The organism is Marinobacter lacisalsi (genome assembly GCF_042651045.1).
In the GTDB taxonomy this organism is placed as follows: domain Bacteria; phylum Pseudomonadota; class Gammaproteobacteria; order Pseudomonadales; family Oleiphilaceae; genus Marinobacter; species Marinobacter lacisalsi.
This window is the reverse complement of record NZ_JBHSDI010000051.1, coordinates 1-22,844: the sequence shown is the minus strand read 5'-3', so window position 1 is coordinate 22,844 and position 22,844 is coordinate 1. Positions and strand designations below refer to the sequence as shown.

General features: G+C 59.7%; 21 protein-coding genes. 8 read left to right on the top strand and 13 right to left on the bottom strand.

Features of this window, described 5'->3' with window-relative positions; translation table 11 throughout:
* Nucleotides 1-71: 71 nt before the first annotated feature.
* From rdgC to ACFOZ5_RS14235, 8 genes are all read right to left on the bottom strand, one after another.
* Nucleotides 72-1,001, bottom strand: a complete 930-nt coding sequence (rdgC, locus tag ACFOZ5_RS14270) for a recombination-associated protein RdgC (RefSeq protein ID WP_379888464.1) — start codon at nucleotides 999-1,001, stop codon at nucleotides 72-74.
* Between the two features lie 66 nt (nucleotides 1,002-1,067).
* Entirely contained in the window at nucleotides 1,068-1,268 is a 201-nt protein-coding gene (locus tag ACFOZ5_RS14265) for a DUF2788 domain-containing protein (protein WP_379888462.1), read from the bottom strand.
* 107 nt (nucleotides 1,269-1,375) lie between these two features.
* Nucleotides 1,376-2,146, bottom strand: coding sequence for a peroxide stress protein YaaA (yaaA, locus tag ACFOZ5_RS14260; protein ID WP_379888460.1), 771 nt, complete (start codon nucleotides 2,144-2,146; stop codon nucleotides 1,376-1,378).
* Nucleotides 2,147-2,158: 12 nt separating this feature from the next.
* The gene (locus ACFOZ5_RS14255; protein WP_379888458.1) at nucleotides 2,159-2,422 is read right to left on the bottom strand and encodes a glutaredoxin family protein; all 264 of its coding nucleotides are present in this window, start codon (nucleotides 2,420-2,422) and stop codon (nucleotides 2,159-2,161) included.
* Nucleotides 2,422-3,174 carry a YciK family oxidoreductase gene (locus ACFOZ5_RS14250; RefSeq protein WP_379888456.1) on the bottom strand — a complete coding sequence of 251 codons (753 nt, stop codon included), beginning with the start codon at nucleotides 3,172-3,174 and terminating at the stop codon, nucleotides 2,422-2,424. The genes ACFOZ5_RS14255 and ACFOZ5_RS14250 overlap by 1 nt, the downstream gene beginning before the upstream one ends.
* Before the next feature lie 77 nt (nucleotides 3,175-3,251).
* The gene (locus ACFOZ5_RS14245; RefSeq protein ID WP_379888454.1) at nucleotides 3,252-3,923 is read right to left on the bottom strand and encodes an HAD family hydrolase; all 672 of its coding nucleotides are present in this window, start codon (nucleotides 3,921-3,923) and stop codon (nucleotides 3,252-3,254) included.
* A gap of 1 nt (nucleotide 3,924) precedes the next feature.
* Nucleotides 3,925-4,641: a bifunctional 2-polyprenyl-6-hydroxyphenol methylase/3-demethylubiquinol 3-O-methyltransferase UbiG gene (gene ubiG / locus ACFOZ5_RS14240; protein WP_379888452.1), complete on the bottom strand. Its 717-nt coding sequence runs from the start codon at nucleotides 4,639-4,641 to the stop codon at nucleotides 3,925-3,927.
* Nucleotides 4,642-4,685: 44 nt separating this feature from the next.
* The gene (locus ACFOZ5_RS14235; RefSeq protein ID WP_379888450.1) at nucleotides 4,686-6,026 is read right to left on the bottom strand and encodes a TRZ/ATZ family hydrolase; all 1,341 of its coding nucleotides are present in this window, start codon (nucleotides 6,024-6,026) and stop codon (nucleotides 4,686-4,688) included.
* A gap of 170 nt (nucleotides 6,027-6,196) precedes the next feature.
* Here ACFOZ5_RS14235 and mtnA point away from each other — a divergent pair, with 170 nt between their 5' ends.
* Complete coding sequence (gene mtnA, locus ACFOZ5_RS14230) at nucleotides 6,197-7,267, top strand: S-methyl-5-thioribose-1-phosphate isomerase (protein ID WP_379888448.1); 1,071 nt, start codon at nucleotides 6,197-6,199, stop codon at nucleotides 7,265-7,267.
* A gap of 68 nt (nucleotides 7,268-7,335) precedes the next feature.
* On the opposite strand, the gene ACFOZ5_RS14225 is transcribed toward mtnA, so the two are convergent.
* Together ACFOZ5_RS14225 and ACFOZ5_RS14220 are read right to left on the bottom strand one after the other, a co-directional pair.
* Entirely contained in the window at nucleotides 7,336-9,486 is a 2,151-nt protein-coding gene (locus tag ACFOZ5_RS14225; protein WP_379888446.1) for a carboxy terminal-processing peptidase, read from the bottom strand.
* Nucleotides 9,487-9,760: 274 nt separating this feature from the next.
* Entirely contained in the window at nucleotides 9,761-12,250 is a 2,490-nt protein-coding gene (locus ACFOZ5_RS14220; protein WP_379888444.1) for a DUF349 domain-containing protein, read from the bottom strand.
* 184 nt (nucleotides 12,251-12,434) lie between these two features.
* Between ACFOZ5_RS14220 and ACFOZ5_RS14215 the strand changes: the two genes are divergently transcribed.
* Complete coding sequence (locus tag ACFOZ5_RS14215; RefSeq protein ID WP_379888442.1) at nucleotides 12,435-12,914, top strand: regulatory protein RecX; 480 nt, start codon at nucleotides 12,435-12,437, stop codon at nucleotides 12,912-12,914.
* 12 nt (nucleotides 12,915-12,926) lie between these two features.
* On the opposite strand, the gene mltF is transcribed toward ACFOZ5_RS14215, so the two are convergent.
* Nucleotides 12,927-14,420, bottom strand: a complete 1,494-nt coding sequence (mltF, locus tag ACFOZ5_RS14210) for a membrane-bound lytic murein transglycosylase MltF (RefSeq protein WP_379888440.1) — start codon at nucleotides 14,418-14,420, stop codon at nucleotides 12,927-12,929.
* Between the two features lie 298 nt (nucleotides 14,421-14,718).
* Here mltF and purL point away from each other — a divergent pair, with 298 nt between their 5' ends.
* Nucleotides 14,719-18,621: a phosphoribosylformylglycinamidine synthase gene (purL, locus tag ACFOZ5_RS14205; protein WP_379888438.1), complete on the top strand. Its 3,903-nt coding sequence runs from the start codon at nucleotides 14,719-14,721 to the stop codon at nucleotides 18,619-18,621.
* A gap of 468 nt (nucleotides 18,622-19,089) precedes the next feature.
* Nucleotides 19,090-19,401, top strand: coding sequence for an NGG1p interacting factor NIF3 (locus ACFOZ5_RS14200; protein ID WP_379888436.1), 312 nt, complete (start codon nucleotides 19,090-19,092; stop codon nucleotides 19,399-19,401).
* Here ACFOZ5_RS14200 and ACFOZ5_RS14195 read toward each other — a convergent pair.
* Complete coding sequence (locus ACFOZ5_RS14195) at nucleotides 19,380-19,949, bottom strand: NUDIX hydrolase (protein WP_379888435.1); 570 nt, start codon at nucleotides 19,947-19,949, stop codon at nucleotides 19,380-19,382. The genes ACFOZ5_RS14200 and ACFOZ5_RS14195 overlap by 22 nt on opposite strands.
* 88 nt (nucleotides 19,950-20,037) lie before the next feature.
* Between ACFOZ5_RS14195 and ACFOZ5_RS14190 the strand changes: the two genes are divergently transcribed.
* From ACFOZ5_RS14190 to purT, 4 genes are all read left to right on the top strand, one after another.
* Complete coding sequence (locus ACFOZ5_RS14190; protein WP_379888433.1) at nucleotides 20,038-20,622, top strand: NUDIX hydrolase; 585 nt, start codon at nucleotides 20,038-20,040, stop codon at nucleotides 20,620-20,622.
* Nucleotides 20,623-20,653: 31 nt separating this feature from the next.
* Nucleotides 20,654-21,196, top strand: a complete 543-nt coding sequence (locus ACFOZ5_RS14185) for a gamma carbonic anhydrase family protein (RefSeq protein ID WP_379888431.1) — start codon at nucleotides 20,654-20,656, stop codon at nucleotides 21,194-21,196.
* Nucleotides 21,196-21,378: a DUF1289 domain-containing protein gene (locus tag ACFOZ5_RS14180; protein WP_379888429.1), complete on the top strand. Its 183-nt coding sequence runs from the start codon at nucleotides 21,196-21,198 to the stop codon at nucleotides 21,376-21,378. The genes ACFOZ5_RS14185 and ACFOZ5_RS14180 overlap by 1 nt, the downstream gene beginning before the upstream one ends.
* A 65-nt stretch (nucleotides 21,379-21,443) precedes the next feature.
* The gene (purT, locus tag ACFOZ5_RS14175; protein WP_379888427.1) at nucleotides 21,444-22,628 is read left to right on the top strand and encodes a formate-dependent phosphoribosylglycinamide formyltransferase; all 1,185 of its coding nucleotides are present in this window, start codon (nucleotides 21,444-21,446) and stop codon (nucleotides 22,626-22,628) included.
* Here the strand turns inward: purT and ACFOZ5_RS14170 are convergent.
* A partial coding sequence (locus ACFOZ5_RS14170) for a hypothetical protein (RefSeq protein ID WP_379888425.1) occupies nucleotides 22,602-22,844 on the bottom strand: 243 nt, incomplete at its 5' end. The genes purT and ACFOZ5_RS14170 overlap by 27 nt on opposite strands.

Below are 22,844 nucleotides of genomic sequence, written 5' to 3'. Positions count from 1 at the left end.
CCTACAGGGACGTATTTACGGCGTGTCCCGGAAAGAGCCTCCTGCCTCCGGCCCAGCCCCCCAAGTTAACGTTATCCTTCTTCTACAATAGCCGAACGATCCTCCCCACCAAGAGCCTCCAACAACCCGGGAATCAGCCGCGAAAGCTCCAGAGTCATCAGCGAGAAAGCAGCATCAAACTTGGCCGCTGCATCATCAGCATCCACATCGTCCAGCTTCTCCTGCAAGGTCTCACCAAACTTCAGCCGGCGGATACCGAATTCCTCATCCAGCACAAACGACACATTCTCATCCCAGGTCAGGGACAGTTTGGTCACCTGCATGCCCGCTTCCAGGTGGTTCTGGATTTCATCAGCACGCAAATCCAGACCCTTGCAGCGAACCACACCGCCATCCTCTGAAGGATCTTTCAGCTCGCACTCGGTGCCCAGTTCAATAGCCGCCGGAAGATCAACGGACTCATTCAGCCAGCCGGTAAAGGTAAACGCCGGCGCCTGCTCCAGTACCGGCGGACGGACCGGCAGTGAGCCAATGCTCTTACGCAGGGCCGAGGCCAGATCCTCCGCCTGCTTGGCGGAACCGGCGTCGACCACCAGCACACCGTCTGCCGGGGCAAGGTAGGCAAAGCTGCGGCGGTTGCGGGAGAAGGCGCGGGGCAGCATCTCCAGCATGACCTCTTCCTTAAGCTCATCCTTCTCCTTCTTGCGCACCTTGCGGCCCTGTTCCTGCTCGATGAGCTCAGCCTTTTCCTCCACCAGCTCCTTGATAACGGGCGCCGGCAACAGTTTTTCCTCCTTGCGCAGCGCAATCAGGTGGTAGCCGCCGGCGCTGTGTACCAGTACCTCGCCGTGCTTGCCCAGGGGCGGTACCCAGCCGTGACGTGCCGGCTCCTGTGGGCCGCAGGGCTTGAAGGCATCAGCAGCCAGCTTTTCTTCCAGTTCTTCCGGGCTGATGTCGAACGGCTTGGTAAAGCGGAAAACTCGGGCATTGCGAAACCACATGGAATCGGGTCCTTGCGTTGTTTTTCGGGTTCAAACAGGGATTTTGGGCAGCGTAATGGCTGTGTTCTAGATATTCATCACCTCAACCAGCACGGTCTTGACGATAAAGCCCGCCACACCGGCGCCCAGAATGGTAAAGAGCGCAATGGTACCAAATCGGCCGGCCTGGGACTTGCTGGCCAGGTCCCACACGATATACCCCATCCAGAGGATCAGCCCCGTGAGGCAGACGTAAAGGGCAATTTGAGAGAAGAGTGCTTCGTTCATGCAACGCTCCGTCGGGTTTCTCGGTCAAACAGGCGCCAACTACCGGCCCTGTCGGACCGGTGCAGGCGTCGTCGGTTAATGCGGAACGGCGGCGTTATTCTTGAGAGTTATTGCTCGTCGCGCAGGAAGGTCCAGTTATCGCCGGAGGAGTGCTCCTCACTGAAGCGATAGCCGGCCAGGTCGAACCCTTTCAGGTCATCGGCCTGGTTGATGTTATTGGTAATCGCATAACGGGCCATCAGGCCCCGGGCTTTTTTGGCGTAGAAGCTGATCATCTTGTACTGGCCGTTTTTCCAGTCCTTGAACTGGGGTGTGATGATGCGGGCCTTGAGCTGCTTCTTGCGAATACTCTTGAAGTACTCGTTGGAGGCCAGGTTCAGCAGCACGCCGTCGTCTGCGTCAAGTTCCCGGTTCAGGGCGTCGGTAATGGTGTTGCCCCAGAACTCATAGAGGTCCTTGCCCCGCTTGTTCTCGAACTTGGTGCCCATTTCCAGTCGATATGGCTGCATCAGGTCCAGTGGGCGCAAGATGCCATAAAGGCCGGAGAGGATACGCAGGTGGTTCTGGGCGAACTCGAACTCACTGTCATTGAATTCATGGGCGGCCAGTCCGGTATAGACGTCGCCGTTGAACGCGAGCACTGCCTGACGGGCGTTGTCCGGGGTGAACGGCGTGTGCCACTGCTGGTAGCGTTCAGCATTGAGCTGGCCCAACTTGTCACTGATGCCCATCAGGTTGCTGACCTGGTGGGGTTCAAGCGCCTTGAGCTGGTCAATGAGCTCGCAGGCGTCGTCCAGAAACGCCGGCTGGGTGTACCGGTCGGTGGCCAGGGGGCTTTCGTAGTCCAGGTTCTTGGCAGGGGATACAACCATTAACATGTCAGAGTTACCTCAGTGAATATGGCCTGAAGATCTGGGGTTCGGGCCCAGGAAGTCCAGGAGGTCATCCCGGCTGAAGGGCCAGCCCAGTTCGGCCCCGGTGTCTTCACGGCGCAGTACCGGTATGCGGGTGCCATAGCGTTCAACCAGTTGCTCCGACGAGGCGATGTCGACTGCCTCTACCGGGATCGGCTCGGGCATGGGCGTGTGCACCAGGAGGTTTTCCGCCAGTTCACACAGCTGGCAATGACTGGTGGTGAAGAACGTCAACTGCATTATTTCTTGACCTGGGCGTCCAGTTGCTGGCCGGTGACGCCCTTGCTGTCCGCGCCCATCAGGTAGAGGTAGCTGGGCATCAGCTCCTCCGGGGTCGGGTTCTGAATGGGGTTCTCCGCCGGGTAGGCGTGGGCCCGCATGTTGGTGCGCGTGGCGCCCGGGTTCAGGCTGTTGACGCGAACATTATGGCGTTCATCGTCCAGTTCATCGGCCAGTAGCTGGCTCAGGCCTTCCAGCGCAAACTTCGACACCGCATAGGCCCCCCAATAGGCCTTGGCCTTGCGACCCACGCCGGACGAGGTGAAGATCACCGAGGCATCATCAGACAATCTCAGCAGCGGAATGACCGCCCGGGTTAACAGGAACGGTGCGGTGGCATTCACTTGCATGACCTTGTTCCAGGTTTCCGGGTCGTAGAGTTCCACGGGGGTGCGGGTGCCCAGGATGCCGGCATTGTGGAGCAGGCCATCCAGCCGTCCAAAATTGTCCTCAATGGTCATGGCCATTTCTTGGTATTCCTTGACCGCCGCGCCCTCCAGGTTCATGGGCACAATGGCGGGCTGGGGGTGGCCGGCGGCCTCGATCTCGTCGTAGACGGATTCCAGCTTGGAAATTGTCCGCCCCAGCAGAATCACAGTGGCACCATGGGCGGCATAGGTTTTTGCGGCGACACGACCAATGCCGTCACCGGCACCGGTCACCATGATAATGCGATCCTTCAGCAGGCCTTCCGGGGCCTGATAGTTATGCATGGGGTTGTCCGACATAAGGCAGTATGCTCCCGCTCGGTGTCCTGAATAATTCGTAAGCCAGCCTGGTAAGGCGGACGCTATTGTATCAGCTTTACCAGTTCGTCGACGGTATCGACGGTATGGTCCGCTTGCCAGAGATCAACCTCATCGGGGTTGACGATATAGCCATAGCGTACGGCAACCGTGACCATACCGGCGTTGCGTCCGGCTTCGATGTCGCGGGCGTGGTCACCTACGTAGATACCGTTATCCGGGGCGGCTCCCATTTGCCGGCAGGCCAGGTGCAGGCCTTCCGGGTCCGGCTTCCGGTTGGCGACGTGATCCGGGCAGATCAGGGCAGCGCAGCGGCTCTCCAGCCCGAGTGCCGACAGCAGTGGCGCCGCAAACCGTACCGGCTTGTTGGTCACAATGCCCCAGGGCACGTCGGCTTCTTCCAGGGCGGACAACATCCGGTCCATGCCGGCGAACAGCTCGGTTTCTTCGCAGATTCCAGCCTCATAGAGATCCAGGAAGCGGGCATGCCGGCCCGGGTACTCGGGGTGGTCAGGTTCCAGGCCGAAGCCCAGTCGGATCATGGCGCGGGCGCCATCGGACACATGTGGCCGGATGCCGTCTGCGGGCAATGGCGCCAGCGAGTTCTCCCGCCTCAGGTCATTGAGCACGCGGATAAAGTCCGGCGCAGTGTCGATCAGCGTGCCATCGAGGTCGAACAGCACCGTGGACGGTGGCTTCGGCAGGGGGCGCGACATGTCAGCTCTCCGCCGGTTTGGTGGCATGCATCATGTAGTTTACGTCCACATCCCGGCCCAGCTTGTAGACCTTGGTTACCGGGTTATAGGTCATACCGGTAAGCTCGCGAATGTCCAGGCCGGCGCCACGGAGATGATCGGACATTTCCGACGGGCGGATGAATTTGCTCCATTCGTGAGTGCCCCGGGGCAGCAGTCGCAACAGGTATTCGGCGCCAACGATGGCAAACAGGAACGATTTGGGGTTGCGGTTGATGGTGGATACGTAAAGCTCGCCGCCGGGCCTGAGCAGGCGCGCGCATGCCCGGATCACCGACGCCGGTTCCGGGACGTGCTCGAGCATTTCCAGGCAGGTGACGATGTCGTACTGGCCCTCGTGGTCCGGGTCGGCAGCCAGTTCTTCCACGGTGGTCTGGCGGTAGTCCACCTCGACACCGGATTCCAGGCCGTGCAGGCGCGCCACGGCCAGGGGCGCCTCGCCCATATCAATGCCAGTGACGGTTGCCCCCCGCCGGGCCATCCCTTCGGAAAGCAGGCCACCGCCGCAGCCCACGTCCACCACCCTGCACCCGGCCAGTGGCGTGCGTTCGTCAATGTAGTTCAGCCGCAGCGGGTTGATGTCGTGCAGGGGGCGGAACTCGCTGGAGGGGTCCCACCAACGGCTGGCGAGCGCCTCGAACTTGGCGATTTCGTTCTGGTCTACGTTGGTTCTGCTCATGGTCATGGGGCCTGGCAAGTAAGGCCGGCAGGCTGCCGGCAGGTTCAGTGCTTGTCTGCGGATGTGATGCGATTATGCCATTCCTGCACCCTCAACATCAGGTCCGGTACGTCGATGCGGGTAAGGCGGCCATCCTGTACTTGAGGTACGCCGGCAATCCAGCTATGGCTTACCTGGCGGCCGTGATTACTGTAGATAAGATGGGACGCCGGGTCATAGACTGGCTGCAGGAACGGATCGCTCAGATCCACCGCAATAAGGTCAGCCTGTTTGCCCGCGACCAGTGAACCAATTTCATGGTCCCGGCCCAGCGCCCGGGCTCCGTTGATGGTGGCCATCGCCAGAGCCTGATGCGCTCCCAGTGCGGCGGCGTCTCCGGAAACGGCCTTGGCCAGCATGGCTGCGGTGGACAGCTCGCCGAACAGGTCGAGGTCATTGTTGCTGGCGGCGCCGTCCGTGCCGATGGTGACGTTGTTGCCGCCCTGTTGCAGCGAATGGACCGGACAGAAGCCGCTGGCCAGTTTCAGGTTCGATTCCGGGCAATGGATAATATGGACCCCGGTATCGGCGACAGTCGCCAGGTCGTCGTCGTTCAGTGTCGTCATGTGAACGCACTGGGTATTCCTGTTGAGGGCGCCGAGATCCCTCAGGCGTGCAATGGGGCGCTGACCCTCCTGGCGAAGGGCTTCCTCCACCTCGAAGGCGGTTTCATGGAGGTGGATCTGCATGGCCGCCCCGGAGCTCTGCTGAAGTGCCACTGCCTTTTTCAGGGTGCTGTCCGCGACGGTATAGGGGGCGTGGGGGCCAATGGCGATACGCACCCAGGGGTCGTTTTTCCACTGCTCCAGGAGTGCCGCGCCCTTGTCGAGGTACTCTGCCGGGCCACTGCCCCAGGGTGTGGGCATCTCCATCAGCGGGAAACAGACTTGCGCCCGCATGCCGACGTCCTTTGCCATCTGCGCGGCCACCTCAGGAAAGAAATACATGTCGGAGAAGCAGGTTGTGCCGGTGCGTAGCATTTCCGCCATGGCCAACTGGGTGCCATCGGCGATGAAGCGGTCGCTGACAAAGCGGCCTTCGGCAGGCCAGATATGCTCGTTGAGCCAGGTCATCAGGGGCAGGTCGTCCGCCAGACCCCGAAACAGCGACATGGCGGCGTGACCATGCATATTGATCAACCCCGGCAACACCACATGATGGGGAAGATCGATCACCTCCCGGGCACGGTAGTCCTGGTCGGCTTCAGTCTGGGGCACGATTGCTTCAATACGGTCCCCAAGTACCATGATTGCCTGATGGTCCAGCACCTCGCCAAAGGGCTCGACAGGGATGACCCAGCGTGCGTTGATGCGAATATCGGCGGCAATGATGGTATCAGCGGTCATGAATCGGGCCTGTAACTCCGGTGGTTTGGGGCTTTCTGAAGACAACCCTGAACGATGGCCGGGCGCTTCAGGATGCCACCAGAAACTCCCCGGGTCTTGGTTTGTCTACAGCGGCAGAGTATAACGGTCGAGTCTGAACGCAGCCAGCGACAATACGAAGGAGGTAAATGATGAGCAGACAGTCCCCCGGTACGGTTCAACAGAAAGCCGATCCTGATACCGTCGCCATTCGGTGGCTCGGTTATGCGGTCCAGTTGCTGGACCAGCGTCGGCTGCCGGCCGAGGAGCACTGGCTGACCATCGAAGGGGCTGCCGGAGTTGCCCAGGCCATACGGGATATGGCGGTGCGGGGCGCGCCGGCCATTGGCATCAGTGCCGCCTATGGGGTTGCTCTGGCTGCTCGGGGAGCCGACGCTGACAACTGGCAACGGGAGGTGAGGGACGCTATCGACCAGCTCGCCGTGTCCAGGCCCACAGCGGTCAACCTGTTCTGGGCCCTTGACCGGATGGGTGGAGTCCTTGATCAGTGTCAGTCCCGGAAGGATGCGGTATCGCGTCTGGCCGAGGCCGCTGTAGCGATCCACCGCGAAGACCTGGCTGCCAATATGGCCATGGCGGACCTGGCGCTTGAGGCCATGGCTCTGGAAAAGCCCTGCTCAGTGCTGACCCACTGCAATACCGGGGCACTGGCAACGGGTGGCTACGGCACGGCTCTGGGGGTGGTGCGCAAGCTTCACGAGAAGCGTCTGTTGAAGCGGGTTTATGCCGATGAAACACGGCCCTGGTTGCAGGGGGCAAGGCTGACTGCGTGGGAGCTGGTCCGTGACGACATTCCGGTAACCCTCAATGCCGATGGTGCAGCTGCGGCTATCATGGCGAAGGGCGACGTCAAGTGGGTGATTGTCGGAGCCGACCGTATTGCCGCCAACGGTGATGTGGCTAACAAGATCGGCACTTATGGCCTGGCGGTGCTGGCCAGGCATCACAAGGTTAAATTCATGGTGGTGGCTCCATACAGCACCGTGGATATGTCATTGGCCAGTGGCCGCGATATTCCCATTGAGGAGCGTGACGGAGACGAGATCTGCCAGGTTGGTGGTATCCGGGTTGCACCGGAGCATGTCAACGCCTTCAATCCGGTGTTCGATGTGACGCCGGCTGACCTTATCGATCTTATTGTTACCGAACGGGGTGTGGTGCATACCCCGGAGATGACGGGCATGCATCCGCTGTCTGATTAACCATCCTACAGGCACAAAAAAGCCGGCAACTTCAGGGAAGTGCCGGCTTTTTTATTGTCTCAGAGTGGTTACTCTGCTTTCGCCGTTACGGTACCTGCTGGCAGGATGGTGGCCATACGGCGATCCAGCTCGAGCATGTCCGCCATAATGTGGCCCCCCTCGCGCACGATGAAGTCCAGTTCGTCATCCTCGCCATGGGCGGCGGCCTGTTGCTCCTGATGGTCCTCCATGGCCTGGAAGCTTTCGAAAGGTTCTTCACCCTTCAGTTCCCGGCGGGCATTGGCAATGGTTAACTGCCGGCTTTCCAGCTGTTCCTGGTAGTCCCGTCGCAGGTCTTCGTTGAGGCTCACCATGGTGGTCTTGCGCTGCTCCTTCAGGAAATCGATCTCCTTTTGCAGCAGGCTGAACTCGGGGGGTTCGTCGAAGCGATCAGCGTGGCGTTGACGTAGCTGGTCAATCACTCCGCTGAAGTCGAAATAGCGGGCGTGAGGCACTGAGTCGATCTGGTCCCAGGGCAGGGCACGCTCCAGGGCGTCTTCGCCGATACGGGTGGTATCGATCCGTGATGGAATCTCGATATCCGGAATGACGCCACGGTGCTGGGTGGAGCCACCCGAGACCCGATAGAATTTCGACTGGGTAATCTTGAGCTGGCCGTGGTTCAGCGACCGGACCGCCTGCACGGTGCCCTTGCCAAAGGTCTGCGAACCAACCACCAGGCCGCGGCCATAGTCCTGGATGGCGCCGGCAAAGATTTCCGATGCCGAGGCGCTCATGCGGTTCACCAGCACCACCATGGGGCCGTCCCAGGCCACGCTGGGGTCCTGGTCAGCCAGCACCTGCACCTGATTGTCGGAACTGCGGATCTGTACCGTGGGACCCTGGTCGATAAACAGTCCGACCAGATCGTTGGCCTCATGCAGGGCGCCACCGCCATTATTTCGAAGATCCATTACCAGACCGTCGACGTTTTGCTCGGCCTTGAGCTCTTCCAGCAATTTTCGCACATCACGGGTGGTGCTCTTGTAGTTGGGGTCGCCCCGCTGCATGGCCTGGAAATCGGCATAGAACGTGGGGATGTCGATAACGCCAATGCGATAGGTTTCGTCGCCGCGGTCCAGCTCGATTACCTCGCTGCTGGCGCTCTGCTCCTCCAGTTTCACCTTGTCCCGTTTGATGGCGATGGTGCGGGTGACGGTTTCGTCACTGGCGTTGGCAGGCACCACTTCGAGGGTGACGGTGGAGCCACGGGGGCCCCGGATCAGGTCGACCACTTCGTCCAGGCGCCAGCCGATCACGTTGGTGGGTTTGTCTTCGTCTTCCTGTTTCACAGAGACGATACGGTCCGCTGGGCCGAGTTGCCCCTGCCGGGAGGCCGGGCCGCCAGGCACCAGGCGTACCACTTTGGTGTATTCGTTATCCGACTGCAGAACCGCACCTATGCCTTCCAGGGACAGGCTCATGTTGATGTTGAAGTTCTCGGAATTGCGTGGCGAGAAGTAATTGGTGTGTGGGTCCCATGTGCCGGCAAAGGCATTCATGTAGGCCTGGAACGCATCTTCGCTGCGCATTTGCGAGATCCGCTTACGCTGGCTCTCATAACGGCGTGTCAGCACCTCCAGAATTTCCTCGTCGGAGCTGCCATTCAGGCGCTGGGCCAGCACCGCATTGCGAATGCGCTTGTTCCAGAGTTCATTGAGGCCGGCCTGGTCCGCTTCCCAGTCGGCCTCCGAGCGGTCCAGCAGGATTTCGTCTGCGGTCTGGAAGTCGAATGAATCAACCCCGCCTTCGAGTAATCCGAGGGCGTAATCCATGCGTTCGATAATGCGTTTCTGGACGCGATTGTAGATATCGAATCCGGGCTGCAACTGACCCGTGCGAAGAGATGCCGCCATCTGTTCCTTCAACGGCTGGAACGACTGGATATCCTGCTGGGTGAGGTAGATACGCTGGCCATCGAGATAATCCAGGTAATCGTCGAAGACCTCTTGAGCAAGCTCGTCGTTGATGGACTGCTCGCGGAAATGGGTGAACTGGAGCTGACGGGAAATAAGGATATTTGCCCGGGCCTGTTCAATGGTGGGGGAGACCGCCTCATAGGCACCGTTATCAACGCTGGCATGAAGGGACGTGCCAATGCCTAACACGGGCAGGGCTGCCAGGACACCGATGGCGAAGTTCCTGACCCGGGAAACTACGGGCTTGTTAACTGTCTTCATAAATATGATTACCTGCTAGTACCTGGGCTCCCCCTTACATCTGCTGTCCACCTGGGGCCCATCTGCAGGTTCTGGCCTGCCTGGACCATGTGGTGTCAGCCTCAGGGGAGCTTCCGGATCAGCGCTGAAGCCGCAGTGCGGCACTCAGGGCGGACTCTCACTCCTGACTTTCATTGTAGGCAACGGTAGCTATGGTTACCACAGCCAGTTCTGGTGATGTAATGACAATCTATCCATAACCTGACACAGGTCCGTTCGCCGACTGGTCTGCGGGTTATGAGTCCGGGTTCTGCGTCTCCAGCGCCTGTGTGAGCCGGGTGGCCAGCTCCGGCGTCAGCGAATCCTGGGGCAGTGCCAGACACCAGCGAGCCACAATGGCTTCGCGGGTATCACTGTTGGCGCCTTGCTGGTTCGGGCCTCCCTCAAAACCTTCCTTGAGTCGTCTGACCTGCAACTCCATACGTAAGGACTGGTCATCGTCCGGAGAGGGGCAACCGTTGAGGATTTCGCAGAGTACAACCAGCTCCCGGGGGTCTGAGACCGCCACCGTCGCCTGAAGTTCCTGCCAGTGTCCGGGCAGGCCTTCCTGCGACAGGGTGCCTTGCACCCGCTGTTCGACCCACTGCTGCCACTGGTGCATGACAGCCATGGTCTGGTGCTGGCGGAGCACCTCTGTCAGCTGACTGGCGGTCTGGCGAAGCTCTTTGCCGATACTGGCGGACACTGGTGTCCTGGCGGTGGCTTCCAGTTTGTCGATCCATTCGCTGGCGATGGTCTCGTTGATCGGCTGATCGTCCAGTAGCGCCCTGGCGCCGGAAAGAACGGCTTGCGCCGCCTGATCCGACTCGCTGGTTTCCTGCTCGCGGCGCTGACGCTGCTCGTCACGGCGGGCAAAGATCTCGTCGCACGCGGCCCGGAATGCCTTCCAGAGCTTGCGGTCTTCCCGGTGACGGGTGATACCGATACTTTGCCACTGTTTCTGCAGCGCTTTGGCCTCGTCCATGGCTTCCGACAGGGGGGCGTGCTCCGTCAGCTCCCGGGCGCGGTCGACAATCCCCTGTTTGAACTCCTCGTTGCGGTGTCGCTCTTCATCCAGGTGGCTGGCCAGGTCGTTCATCAGGCGATCGAATTCCTTCTGCACCTTCCGGTTGTCACGAAAGTCCACTGGCCAGGCCTCGCGCCATTCCTTGCGTGCCGTTTTTTCAATCTGTTCGGCGGCCTGCCAGTCCACCTGACTCCAGTCGGTACCTTCCAGGTAACGGGCCAGTTCCTCGCAGATGTTATAGCGTGTTTGCAGGTGCACTTTCTTGAGGTCGGAGCGCGCTTCGAAATAGGCCTTGCAGGGTTCAAAGGCGGTTTCCGAGGCGGCCCGGAAACGTTGCCACAGCTCCCGGTTTGAAGAACCGCCCAGGTCACGCCACTCCTGCTGCAGCTCCTGAATACGGGTGGCCTTGGCCTCCGGGTCCATGGGTTGTTGCGCCAGGTACTCCATTTGCTCACACAGGGCCACCTGCTTGGGTTCGGTGGCGAAGCCCTGCCAGTCACCCAGTTCGCGAACCTGTCCGGCCAGGCGCTGAAGGCGCGCCCGGTATCGGTTGGCCAGCTTGCCCCCCAGCTGACGCTGGAGTCCCTGGGCCTGTTTCAACTGCTGGCGGGATTCCTTGAGGCGGTTGTCGGCGAGCGTGGCTTCGAGCTGCTCAAGGGCGGCTTCCAGCTTGAGGGCGGCCTTTTCCTGTGCTTCGGTATCGTTATCCGCCGCAGCTGGCTGTGAGGGCTGAGTGCGGACCACTTGTGACAGTGCGTGAAGTGCTTCCGGCCTGGCCAGTCTGGCCGGCCATGCGAGCTGGTCCAGCAGGGCGATAACCTGGTCGACAGGGGGCGCATCCTGGGCCATCAGGGCTTCGAGTTCTCCCTGATGGTGGGCCAGTCGACGAACGGCATCGATGGCGGCGCGCAGGGTCAGCATCAGGTCTTCGTATTGCTTTTGCTCCTGGCGGCTGACGCTGGTATCCCGTGTCGCCTCCAGCCAACGGTTTTCCTGGGTGCGCTGCAGCGCGTCCAGGGAGGGGAGGGCACCGGAAGTGGGGGCTTCGGCGGCCAGGGAATCCAGGGTTTCCTGAAGCAGTGCCAGTGTTTCTTCCCGCTGGATCTTCTGGTCCTGGTGCCGCTGCGCTTCCTGGCGATCCTGTTCCAGTTCGCGGATCCGTTCACGGCAGGTATGCAGGGCACTCAGGACACGGGTTTTCTGTTCGTTGCTGGCCGACCCTTCCAGCGACTGCCACTGCTTGTCCAGTTGCTGTGTACGGGCCTCGTAAAGGGTGGTGTCGCCGGTTTTCGCAAGGTCTTCGGCATCGCGCGCAAGCTGTTCGAGTGCGTCCCGGGTTGCCTGCTCGTCTTCCTGCTGGCGCCGGATGTCCTGCAGGACCTGGCGGGTGTGCTGGTAGACGCCCTTGTCCCTGCCGCGAGAGGCTTTTTGCACCTGCTGGAGCAGGGTCTCATCGGTCAGCCGACGAGCCGCTTCCAGGCGAATGTCGGCCGCCAGGCCTTTGGTGGCAAGCCGTGCCAGGGTTTCCTGGGGCACGTTGGTGTCTGCCAGGGTTTGCCGTTGGGTATCGATGGCCGGTTGCCCGGGGCTTCTGCTGGTCGCGGACTCCCCATCGACGGGGCTGCTGTTCTGTACGGTGTTGTCCTTCTTGCTGCTGTTGTCCGGTCTGGTCGCTTTGGTGGAGCGCTTCTTGAAGAGATTCTGGAAAAATGCGGCCATGTCGGTATCCTTCAGGCAGTCAGTTCACGGGGTATCCCGTCTATGCTTCCGGCCGCTGGATACAGGCCGGAAGTCAGGAAAGCCGATAGGGCGGGCGATTCGGAAAATGGCCCGTGTTTCATTCCCGGCTTTCGGGCAGGTGGCATAGTCTATCCTCTCGAAACAGGTTGCGGAAAGGGGCGATATGGCAAAGTCAGGTAAAAAGAAAGACCCCAACGAGCAGGCGCCGGAAACCGCCCTCCGGCTGCTTGCCCGACGTGAGCACAGTCGCCTGGAACTGACCATGAAATTGCGGCAGCGACGGGTGGACAACGACGTGATCGACGAGGTCCTGGACAGCTTCGAGGAAAAGGGCTGGCTGGACGATGGACGTTTCGCCGAGGTTTTCGTGCGTCAGCGAATGGACGCTGGCTATGGCCCCCTGAAGATTCTGGCAGACTTGCAACAGCGCGGCGTGATGGCGACGCCTCCGGAACTCAACGCGGTGCCAGAGGAGCGCTGGACACAGATGGCAATCCGTCTCCGCGAGCGGCGGTTTGGCCTGGCCGACCTGACAGGGGATTGGGCTGAGTGGCAGCGTCAGGGAGGATTTCTGGCGCGGCGGGGGTTTTCCGGAGATCAGGTGGAGCGGGCACTGGAAGCCACCGAACAAGCCGCCGAGTAGCACACTATTGCGCTAGAGCGTTGGCGGCGTGATGCCCATCTCACGGGGAAGGGCAAGCGTCGTTTCCTGTTCCTTTCCCTGTTGTTCCCGGATGACCCGGTAATCGTGCAGCCCGCTCGGGGGAAGCAGCTCGCTGGTGTCGGTCCGGGCCATGGTCGTGGGTTCGGCTTCGGCTACCCTGTCAAACCGCCGGGCCAATACATCATAGTAGCGTCGGATATTTTGCACGTAGAGTACCGGCTCGTGGCCGCGGGCGTAGCCATGCCGGGTTTTCGAATACCATTCCTTCTGGGACAGTAGTGGCAGGAATTCCTTGACGTCCAGCCAGCGGTCGGGGTTACGCCCGGCGGATTCTGCCAGGCGGCGGGCGTCTTCCAGGTGACCAAAACCCACGTTATAGGAAGCCAGGGCGAACCAGGTGCGGTCAGGCTCCTTGACATGGTCCGGGATCATGCCGTGAACCTGCCGGAAATAGCGGGCACCTCCCTCGATACTCTGTTCCGGGTTAAGGCGGTTGTCGATGCCAATGTGACTGGCCGTGTTGCGGGTCAGCATCATCAGCCCGCGTACACCGGTGGGTGATACCGCGTCGCGGCGCCAATTCGATTCCTGGTAGCCGATGGCGGCCAGTAGTCGCCAGTCAAGATTGGTTTCGTCGCCGTAGTTCCGGAATACGTCCTGGTATTGCGGCAGTCGGTCGCGGATATGCTTCTCGAAGGTGAGGGCACCAACATACCCAAGTTGATCGAGATGACCATAAAAGCGTTCCCTCAGGTGGGCGAGGGTGCCGTCCTTCCTGATCTGCTCAAAGAAAGCTTCGGCCTCCTGATAGAGGCTTCCGTCATTGCTGACGGGAAACAGCCAGGCGATGGATTCCTTGTCGCTGATGGCAAACGCCCTTTTCACATTGGGGTAGAAGACGTGGTTCAGGGCCAGTTCGTTGGCGTCCACGATCGCTGCCATCAGCTCACCGGACTCTACCCGTTCAAGAATGCCGGCCGCATCCACGCCCTCGTGGATCTGGTAGTTCAGTAGTGGAAATTCATCCCGGAGTTGCCTGAGGTGCGGCAGGTGATTGGTTTCAGCGGCCACGTGGACGGGAATGTCCTGCTCTGCCAGCGACTCGATGGAGTCGAACTGGTCTTCCATACCACGATGGTAGATGACCACGGATCGTGAACTGAGACCGTTGGCAAGCGTGCGGAAGCGACCATCCCAGTCGTGGGCCAGGGACAGGCCGGTGAATCCGATGTGCGCGTAGCCGTTGTCCAGCACCTCAAGTATTTCGCTGTTGCCCTCCACCAGGCGGACCCTGAGCTCCACGCCCAGGTAGTCGGCAAAGCGTTGGGCCAGTTCGTAGTCAAACCCGGTGGCGCCTTCACGGTCCTTATAATAGATGGAAGGCGCGTTACGGGTGATAACGTGCAGTACACCCTCGGCTTTTACCGTAGACAGGGTGTCCGGCCGTGAGCAGCCGCCGAGCGCGATGGCCCACAGCAGCGTCATCAGCGTGAGTACCCTTGTTGGGGACAGGGGCAGATTTCCTGAATTTCGGGGGGCACCCAAATTCATGTCCTCCGGAAAGTGTCGCTCCATGATCCCCCAGTCTGTGGAAACAGGTCAAATGTGGCTGGGGTAAATTGGGGCGAGAGTCCGTTTCATGTTCTTTGCTGTATCCTGCGTCCGGTTTCCAGTATTATTGCGCCCGTTCATACACGGTGCCGCGCCCTCACACCAGCAGGTCGTCACGGCCGCTGGCTGGCGCACCGGTTTCTCCAAGTTCGCGCGATACAGGTTATAACCCATGCTGGAACTTCGCGGCGCTCCCGCACTCTCCCCTTTCCGCACTGAAAAACTGTCTGGTTTGCTGACTGAAGCCGTTCAGGGTATCAGCGCTCTCTATGCGGAATTCATGCATTTCGTGGACGTTGAAGCTGAGCTCGGTGACGGCGACCAGGAAGTTCTGGATCGTTTGTTGACCTACGGGCCAAGCGCCGAACGGCATGAACCGGACGGGGTGCTGTTTCTGGTAGTGCCGCGGCCGGGAACGGTATCGCCCTGGTCCAGCAAGGCCACGGATATCGCCCGCAACTGCGGCCTTCGTCAGGTGAACCGTATTGAGCGTGGTATCGCCTATTATGTGAAGGCGGAGCAGAAGCTGGGTCGCGAGGAGCGTCAGGCCATCGCCGCGCTATTGCACGACCGCATGACGGAAACTGTCTTCCATGAGATGGCCGGGGCGGAGCTGCTGTTCCATCGGGAAGAGCCCAGGCCACTGGAGCGGATCCCGGTACTCACCGGTGGCCGCCCGGCTCTGGTGGAGGCCAACCAGCGACTCGGCCTCGCCCTGGCCGAGGACGAGATCGACTATCTGGTGGATGCCTTCAGTGACCTGGATCGGGATCCCACGGATGTGGAACTGATGATGTTTGCCCAGGCCAACTCGGAGCACTGTCGGCACAAGATCTTCAATGCGTCCTGGGATATTGACGGCGAGGGGCAGCAGAAGTCCCTGTTTGCCATGATTCGCAATACCCACGAGATGAGCAGGGACGGGGTGCTCTCTGCGTATCGTGATAACGCCTCGGTGATCCGCGGATCCACTGGCGGTCGTTTCTATCCGGATCCGGAGACAGCGCGGTATCACTATGTCCAGGAGCCTATCCACATCCTGATGAAGGTGGAAACCCACAACCACCCCACCGCCATTTCACCCTTCGCCGGTTCAGCCACCGGTGCAGGTGGCGAGATTCGTGATGAGGGCGCTACCGGTCGTGGTTCCAAGCCCAAGGCGGGTCTCACCGGATTTACGGTTTCCAATCTCGAAATCCCGGGTGATCCTCAACCCTGGGAGAAAGGCTATGGCCGGCCCGACCGTATCGCCTCGCCGCTGGATATCATGATTGACGCCCCCATTGGCGGGGCGTCATTCAACAATGAATTCGGCCGCCCGAACCTGGCGGGTTATTTCCGTACCTTCGAGCAGAAGGTGCCGGGTGCCGCGGGTGACGAAGTCCGGGGCTACCACAAGCCCATCATGATTGCAGGCGGTCTGGGCAATATCCGTGAAGACCACGTGGAAAAGGGTGAAATTCCCGTCGGTGCCCGGCTGATCGTGCTGGGTGGACCTTCCATGCTTATCGGCCTTGGTGGTGGCGCGGCATCCTCCATGGATTCCGGTACCAGTAACGAGAACCTGGATTTTGCCTCCGTACAGCGAGGCAACCCGGAAATGGAACGCCGTTGCCAGGAGGTCATCGACCGCTGCTGGCAGCTGGACGACGCTAATCCCATTGCCTTTATCCACGACGTGGGTGCTGGTGGCCTGTCCAACGCCATGCCGGAACTGGTCAAGGACGGTGGTCGTGGTGGCAAGTTCGAGCTGCGTGATATCCCCAGCGACGAACCGGGCATGTCTCCGCTGGAGATCTGGTGCAACGAGTCTCAGGAGCGCTACGTACTGGCGGTGTCGGAAGACAACATGGAACGCTTCGATGCAATCTGCCGTCGTGAACGCTGCCCTTACGCGGTGATTGGCGAAGCGACAGAGAGCCATCACCTGAGTCTGGATGATGCCTATTACGGTGACTCCCCGGTGGGCCTGCCCATGGACGTGCTGTTTGGCAAACCGCCACGCATGCACCGCAGCGTTACCCGTACATCCTTCACCAAGCCAATCTTCGATTCGTCCCGGATTGATCTGAACGATGCCATCCGGCGCGTGCTGAGGTTGCCCAGTGTGGGCAGCAAGAATTTCCTGATTACCATTGGCGACCGCACCATTACCGGGTTGGTAGCCCGGGACCAGATGGTCGGGCCCTGGCAGGTGCCGGTAAGCGATGTGGCGGTCACCGCTACCAGTTTCGATGTCCTCACCGGCGAGGCCATGGCTATGGGTGAACGTACACCGGTAGCCAGCATTGATGCGCCGGCTTCCGGCCGGATGGCTGTGGGCGAAACCATCACCAATATGGCGGCTGCGCCCATTGCCAGGCTGTCCGACATACGCCTGTCTGCCAACTGGATGGCAGCTGCCGGGCACCCGGGTGAGGACGAGAACCTTTACGAAACCGTGCGGGCGGTAGGCATGGAGCTGTGCCCGGCTCTGGGTATTGCGATCCCCGTGGGCAAAGATTCCATGTCCATGAAAACCGTGTGGGAAGAGGGTGAGGAGCAGAAGAGCGTTACCGCGCCCCTGTCCCTGGTCATCAGTGGTTTTGCGCCAGTGACGGATGTGACTCGCACGCTGACCCCGCAACTGAGGACGGATCAGGGCGATACCGATCTGATCCTGATTGATCTGGCGGCGGGCCAGAACCGGCTCGGTGGCTCGGCACTGGCCCAGGTCTACAGCCAGATGGGTGCTGCGGCGCCGGATGTGGACGACCCAGAGGACATCAAGGCTTTCTTTGCGGTGATCCAGGGCCTCAATGGCGACGGCAAGTTACTCGCCTATCACGACCGCTCGGACGGTGGCATGTTTGTCACCCTGACGGAAATGGCCTTTGCCGGGCATACCGGTGTGGATATCCGCCTGGATGGGCTTGCAGAGGAGTCTGGCCAGTTTGCCCGTGAACTGTTCAACGAGGAACTCGGGGCGGTGATCCAGGTCCGGCGGGAGGATACGCCTTTCGTTCTTCAGCAGTTCTCAGGTGCCGGTCTTGGTGAACACACCTCGGTGGTCGGGGCCCTCAATGACGATGATCACGTTCGCTTTACGTTTGAGGGCGCGTCGGTGATCGAGCAGCCGCGGGCCGAACTGCACAGGCTGTGGTCCGAGACCAGTTACCGGATCCAGAGCCTGAGGGATAATGCCAATTGTGCCCGTGAGGAGTTCGATAACCTGCAGGATGCCGGTGACCCGGGCCTGCACGCCGAGCTGAGCTTTGATCCCGCTGACGACGTTGCAGCTCCCTACATTAACAAGGGTGCGGCACCAAAAGTGGCGGTGCTGCGGGAGCAGGGCGTCAATGGCCAGGTGGAAATGGCCGCCGCTTTTGATCGCGCCGGTTTTGAGGCGGTGGATGTGCACATGAGTGACCTGCTTTCCGGCAGGGTGACTCTGGATGGCTTCCGCTCCCTGGTGGCCTGTGGTGGCTTCTCCTACGGAGATGTATTGGGTGCCGGGGAGGGGTGGGCCAAGTCCATCCTGTTCAACTCACGGGTCAGGGACCAGTTTGCGGGCTTCTTTGAGAGGGATGACACCCTGTCGCTGGGAGTCTGCAACGGCTGTCAGATGCTCTCCAACCTTCACGAACTGATTCCGGGTACAGAAGGATGGCCGCGTTTTGTTCGCAACCAGTCCGAGCAGTTCGAAGCACGACTGGTCATGGTCGAGGTCCAGGAATCGCCATCTGCCTTCATGGCGGGCATGACCGGCTCCAGGATGCCAATTGCCGTGGCCCATGGCGAAGGCCGTACCGAGTTCAGCTCCCCGGCCGGGTTCGAGGACTTCAACCGTTCCGGACAGGTGGCATTGCGCTATGTGGACAATCGGGGCCAGCAGACCAGTCGCTATCCCTACAATCCGAACGGGTCGGAAGCCGGCATTACCGGGGTTTCCAGCCAGGATGGCCGTGTCACCATCATGATGCCGCATCCTGAGCGGGTTTTCCGCACGGCGCAGTATTCATGGCGTCCAGACAGCTGGGGCGACGACGGGCCGTGGCTGCGTATGTTCCGTAACGCGAGAAAATGGCTGGGCTGATCGACTCAGCAACAGGATAGCAATCAAACCGGTGGTCAATGCGTTCGTCAGTGCGTGGAGGCCATCGGTTTTTTTTGTGCTTTTTTTAAACTGTGCTCTAAGGCTACGGATCGTAAGGGTTTTGTGAGCTTTTATAACCAGAAAAAAGCCTTGACGAATTGGTTTTATGCACATGCGAATTAAGATGACCGTGACTCAGTGTACAAAATGACATCAAACCGTATGATTATTGGTCGGGAATTATAATCCTATGTTTTTAAAGGAAAAAATTGTTTAGGTGGATTTGTCGCCAATTTGACACAATGACTGTAATGACGGGGCTTTGCGGCCTCTGCCCAAAAACTATCCCCAAAGTTATCCACAGATTTTGTGGGTAACCTCAGAAGCCTGCTGAGGGCTGCCTGCTGACGCTGGTGTCAAGGGATATCAGGCTTTAAATCATCGATTTCGGAAGAAGGTAGCGGCGTAATGTACAAGTTCTGTTTCTTCGTACCCGACACGGACCTTGAAGCAACCAAACATGCGGTTTTCGAAGCCGGGGGTGGCCGGATTGGCGACTACGACAGCTGTGCCTGGCAGACCCTGGGCAAGGGGCAGTTCCGACCGCTGGAGGGCAGCAACCCGCATCTGGGACAACACGGAGCGTTGGAGAAGGTGGATGAATACAAGGTAGAGCTGGTCTGCGAGGACCACCTTATCCGCGAGGTGGTCGCCGCGATGAAGGACGCGCATCCCTTCGAGGAGCCCGCCTACGAAGTCTACCGGCTTGAGGACTTTTGAGGGTCGCTGGGCTTCAGGCGGTGGCGGATGTCACTGATGCGGAGCGGGAATTCATTGCGCTGGAAGTCTTCCACGAAATGCTCAAGGGTGCGCCTGACGGTGGGAAAGGAAATCTCGTCCCAGGGAATACGGTCCAGTTCGAAAAGCTCGGCTTCCAGGGTTTCATCACCGGCACCAAAACGGGCCTCGGTCATGTGGGCACGGTAGAACATATGGACCTGATCGATGTGGGGCACGTGAATCATGGTATACAGCCCCGCCAGTTCCACATGGGCCATGGCTTCTTCCAGGGTTTCCCGCGAGGCGGCCTCCTCGGTGGTTTCTGAATTCTCCATGAAACCGGCGGGTAGGGTCCAATAGCCGTAACGGGGTTCAATGGCCCTACGGCACAGCAGTATTTTCCCCTCCCACGTGGGTACGGTACCTGCCACGATGCGCGGGTTCTGGTAGTGAATCGTCTCACACTGCTGACATACATAGCGGGGCCGGTTGTCACCGGCAGGAATGCGGCTCTCAACGGGATGGCCGCAGCTGCTGCAGAATTTCATGAATTACCCCGTATACTATTGCGAGTTCTGGCACCAGTGTATCGTCTGGCCGGTGCCCTGTCCCATACCAAAATGCGGGAGAGAGATTTTGCGCGAATTGCTGACGGAAAGGCTAGCCCGGTATGTGCCGGATCAGCTGGCCCTGGATTATCCGGAAGCCAGTGTGCTGGTTCCGGTAACGGATAACGCCGGAGCGCCCGAAATACTGTTGACTCTGCGATCCGAAAACCTCTCCACTCACAGGGGGCAGGTGGCTTTTCCCGGAGGAAAGCGGGACGCTTCTGATCCATCGCTTGCCCACACCGCGCTCCGCGAGACTCATGAGGAAATTGGCCTGCCTCCTGATCAGGTTCATCTTATATCGCCCCTGAGTCAGGTCATCTCCCGCTATGGCATACTGGTAACACCATACGTCGGTGTTGTGCCCGCCGACCACCCGCTGACACCGAATCCACACGAGATCGAGAGTATTTTCCACGTGCCCGTCGAATTCCTGCTGGAAGACCGCAGGGAGCACACCGACGTACTTCCGTTTCTGGATAATACCTATTATGTTCCGTCCTATCGCTGGCAGGGTTACCGGATCTGGGGGCTGACCGCGGTGGTTCTGGTGGACTTCCTGAATGCCGTGTACGATGCCCGCATCAATTTGCTTGAGCCGCGCCAGCGTTGATCTGGCGGGATACAGACGAGGAGAAGCCAACATGCTTTATCAACTCGCGGACCGCAAACCCGAGTTCATTGGAGAAGGGCAGTTCATTGCCGAGAACGCCACGGTGATCGGAAGCGTTGCGTTGCACGAGAAGAGCAGCGTCTGGTTCAACGTGGTTATTCGCGGTGATAATGACCTGATCACTATCGGGCCTGAGTCCAATGTTCAGGATGGCTCCGTACTTCACACTGATTCCGGCATCCGGCTTACCCTTGGTCGCGGCGTAACCGTTGGCCACAAGGCCATGCTGCATGGTTGCGAGATTGGGGATTACTCGCTGATCGGTATTAACGCTGTTGTGCTGAACGGCGCACGGATCGGCAAGCACTGCCTCATCGGAGCCAACACCCTGATCCCGGAGGGGATGGAAATTCCCGATGGCTCGCTGGTGATTGGGGCACCCGGGCGTGTTAAGCGGGAGCTGGGTGACAACCAGAAGAAAATGCTGGAGCTCAGCGCTGCGCATTATGTTGAAAATGCCGCCCGTTACATGAGCTCCCTGGAGCTGATGGAGCCCTGGAAGGATAACGGCTGATGGACATCAAGGATCGTGTTCGTTCCCCTTGTGTTGCCGTATGCGCTCTGGACGAAAATGATGTGTGCATCGGGTGCCACCGTACCGGTGACGAAATTCTGCGGTGGACGACCATGACCAACGACGAGCGCAGGCAGGTGCTGCAGTACGTCGCTGCCCGGGAAGAGAAGCATCTGATATAGCGCGATATGGCCTCGACGACCCCGATTCCCGACCTGACTATCATAATCAGCCTGGCAGACAGACTATGAGCATATCCATTGGAACACCCCTGAAAGAAAACGGTTACCGGGTTCTTCTTTGTGGCTCTGGTGAGCTTGGCAAGGAAGTGGTGATTGAACTGCAGCGCCTGGGGGTCGAGGTGATCGCTTGCGACCGCTACGCCAATGCCCCGGCAATGCAGGTGGCTCACCGCAGCCATGTGATTGACATGCTGGATCCGGCCAGTCTCAGGAGCGTGGTAGAGACAGAAAAGCCACACCTCATTGTTCCTGAGATCGAGGCCATTGCCACCGGTGAGTTGGTAAGCCTCGAACAGGAAGGCTACCGCGTCATCCCAACCGCACGGGCGGTCGACCTGACCATGAACCGCGAGGGAATTCGTCGCCTGGCAGCCGAGGAGCTGGGGTTGCCGGTCTCACCCTACCGGTTCGCGGAAACCCGGCAGGCCTTTGATCAGGCGGTGACGGAGATCGGATTTCCCTGTGTGGTAAAACCGGTGATGAGTTCTTCTGGTAAAGGCCAGAGCCTGTTGCGGAGTGAAAGTGATACCGACGCCGCGTGGGACTATGCCCAGACGGGTGGTCGTGCCGGCAAGGGCAGGGTGATCATCGAGGGGTTTGTCGATTTTGACTACGAAATCACCCTGCTGACTGTTCGTCATCGGGATGGCGTCAGCTTCTGTGATCCCATTGGTCATCGCCAGGAAGACGGCGACTACCGGGAGTCCTGGCAGCCGCAGCCCATGAGCCCGCTGGCCCTGGAAAGAAGTCGGGCTATCGCCGAGGCCATCACGGCTGACCTTGGTGGCTACGGCGTATTTGGGGTTGAGTTGTTTATAAAAGGCGATGACGTCTGGTTCTCCGAGGTGTCGCCGCGCCCCCACGATACCGGGCTGGTGACGTTGATCTCCCAGGATTTGTCGGAGTTTGCCCTGCATGCCCGGGCTATTCTGGGGTTGCCGATACCAGTAATCCGGCAGAATGGTCCATCGGCTTCCGCAGTAATCCTCCCGCAAGGGGATTCCGATGCGCCTGCTTTTGGCAACCTCGAAGAAGTGCTCGCCACGCCTGATGTTCATCTCCGCCTGTTTGGCAAGCCGGAACTGAGGGGCCGCCGGCGAATGGGTGTGGTCGTGGCCAGGGGAGAATCCGTCGAGGAGGCAAGGCGGATTGCGACAGAATCGTCAGCAAAGGTGGCGGTGGATCTGTAGTTTCTTTTCGATCTGGTTGAAAAATGCCCATTCCGGACAAATAATAACCAATATTATGGCGGTTACCCGAAGACACTGAAAAAAGTTCACATTGGTCGTTGACAGAAAACCCCAGCGCTGTAGAATGCGCCCCACTTCGACAGGGAACGCCGGCAACGGCGACCCGGGATGACGAAGTAAGCGGTTGTTAGGGTTGAGTTTTTTCGGTGTAAGGCT

Bases quoted from the DNA above. Each gene is read 5' to 3' on its own strand.
- ACFOZ5_RS14220 (WP_379888444.1), bottom strand. From the start codon at position 12,250: ATGGCCGCATTTTTCCAGAATCTCTTCAAGAAGCGCTCCACCAAAGCG.
- ACFOZ5_RS14265 (WP_379888462.1), bottom strand. From the start codon at position 1,268: ATGAACGAAGCACTCTTCTCTCAAATTGCCCTTTACGTCTGCCTCACG.
- mltF (WP_379888440.1), bottom strand. From the start codon at position 14,420: ATGACGCTGCTGTGGGCCATCGCGCTCGGCGGCTGCTCACGGCCGGAC.
- yaaA (WP_379888460.1), bottom strand. From the start codon at position 2,146: ATGTTAATGGTTGTATCCCCTGCCAAGAACCTGGACTACGAAAGCCCC.
- ACFOZ5_RS14195 (WP_379888435.1), bottom strand. From the start codon at position 19,949: ATGAAATTCTGCAGCAGCTGCGGCCATCCCGTTGAGAGCCGCATTCCT.
- rdgC (WP_379888464.1), bottom strand. From the start codon at position 1,001: ATGTGGTTTCGCAATGCCCGAGTTTTCCGCTTTACCAAGCCGTTCGAC.
- mtnA (WP_379888448.1), top strand. From the start codon at position 6,197: ATGAGCAGACAGTCCCCCGGTACGGTTCAACAGAAAGCCGATCCTGAT.
- ACFOZ5_RS14180 (WP_379888429.1), top strand. From the start codon at position 21,196: ATGGACATCAAGGATCGTGTTCGTTCCCCTTGTGTTGCCGTATGCGCT.
- ACFOZ5_RS14245 (WP_379888454.1), bottom strand. From the start codon at position 3,923: ATGTCGCGCCCCCTGCCGAAGCCACCGTCCACGGTGCTGTTCGACCTC.
- ACFOZ5_RS14185 (WP_379888431.1), top strand. From the start codon at position 20,654: ATGCTTTATCAACTCGCGGACCGCAAACCCGAGTTCATTGGAGAAGGG.
- ACFOZ5_RS14215 (WP_379888442.1), top strand. From the start codon at position 12,435: ATGGCAAAGTCAGGTAAAAAGAAAGACCCCAACGAGCAGGCGCCGGAA.
- ACFOZ5_RS14225 (WP_379888446.1), bottom strand. From the start codon at position 9,486: ATGAAGACAGTTAACAAGCCCGTAGTTTCCCGGGTCAGGAACTTCGCC.
- ACFOZ5_RS14235 (WP_379888450.1), bottom strand. From the start codon at position 6,026: ATGACCGCTGATACCATCATTGCCGCCGATATTCGCATCAACGCACGC.
- ACFOZ5_RS14200 (WP_379888436.1), top strand. From the start codon at position 19,090: ATGTACAAGTTCTGTTTCTTCGTACCCGACACGGACCTTGAAGCAACC.
- ACFOZ5_RS14250 (WP_379888456.1), bottom strand. From the start codon at position 3,174: ATGCATAACTATCAGGCCCCGGAAGGCCTGCTGAAGGATCGCATTATC.
- purL (WP_379888438.1), top strand. From the start codon at position 14,719: ATGCTGGAACTTCGCGGCGCTCCCGCACTCTCCCCTTTCCGCACTGAA.
- ubiG (WP_379888452.1), bottom strand. From the start codon at position 4,641: ATGAGCAGAACCAACGTAGACCAGAACGAAATCGCCAAGTTCGAGGCG.
- ACFOZ5_RS14255 (WP_379888458.1), bottom strand. From the start codon at position 2,422: ATGCAGTTGACGTTCTTCACCACCAGTCATTGCCAGCTGTGTGAACTG.
- purT (WP_379888427.1), top strand. From the start codon at position 21,444: ATGAGCATATCCATTGGAACACCCCTGAAAGAAAACGGTTACCGGGTT.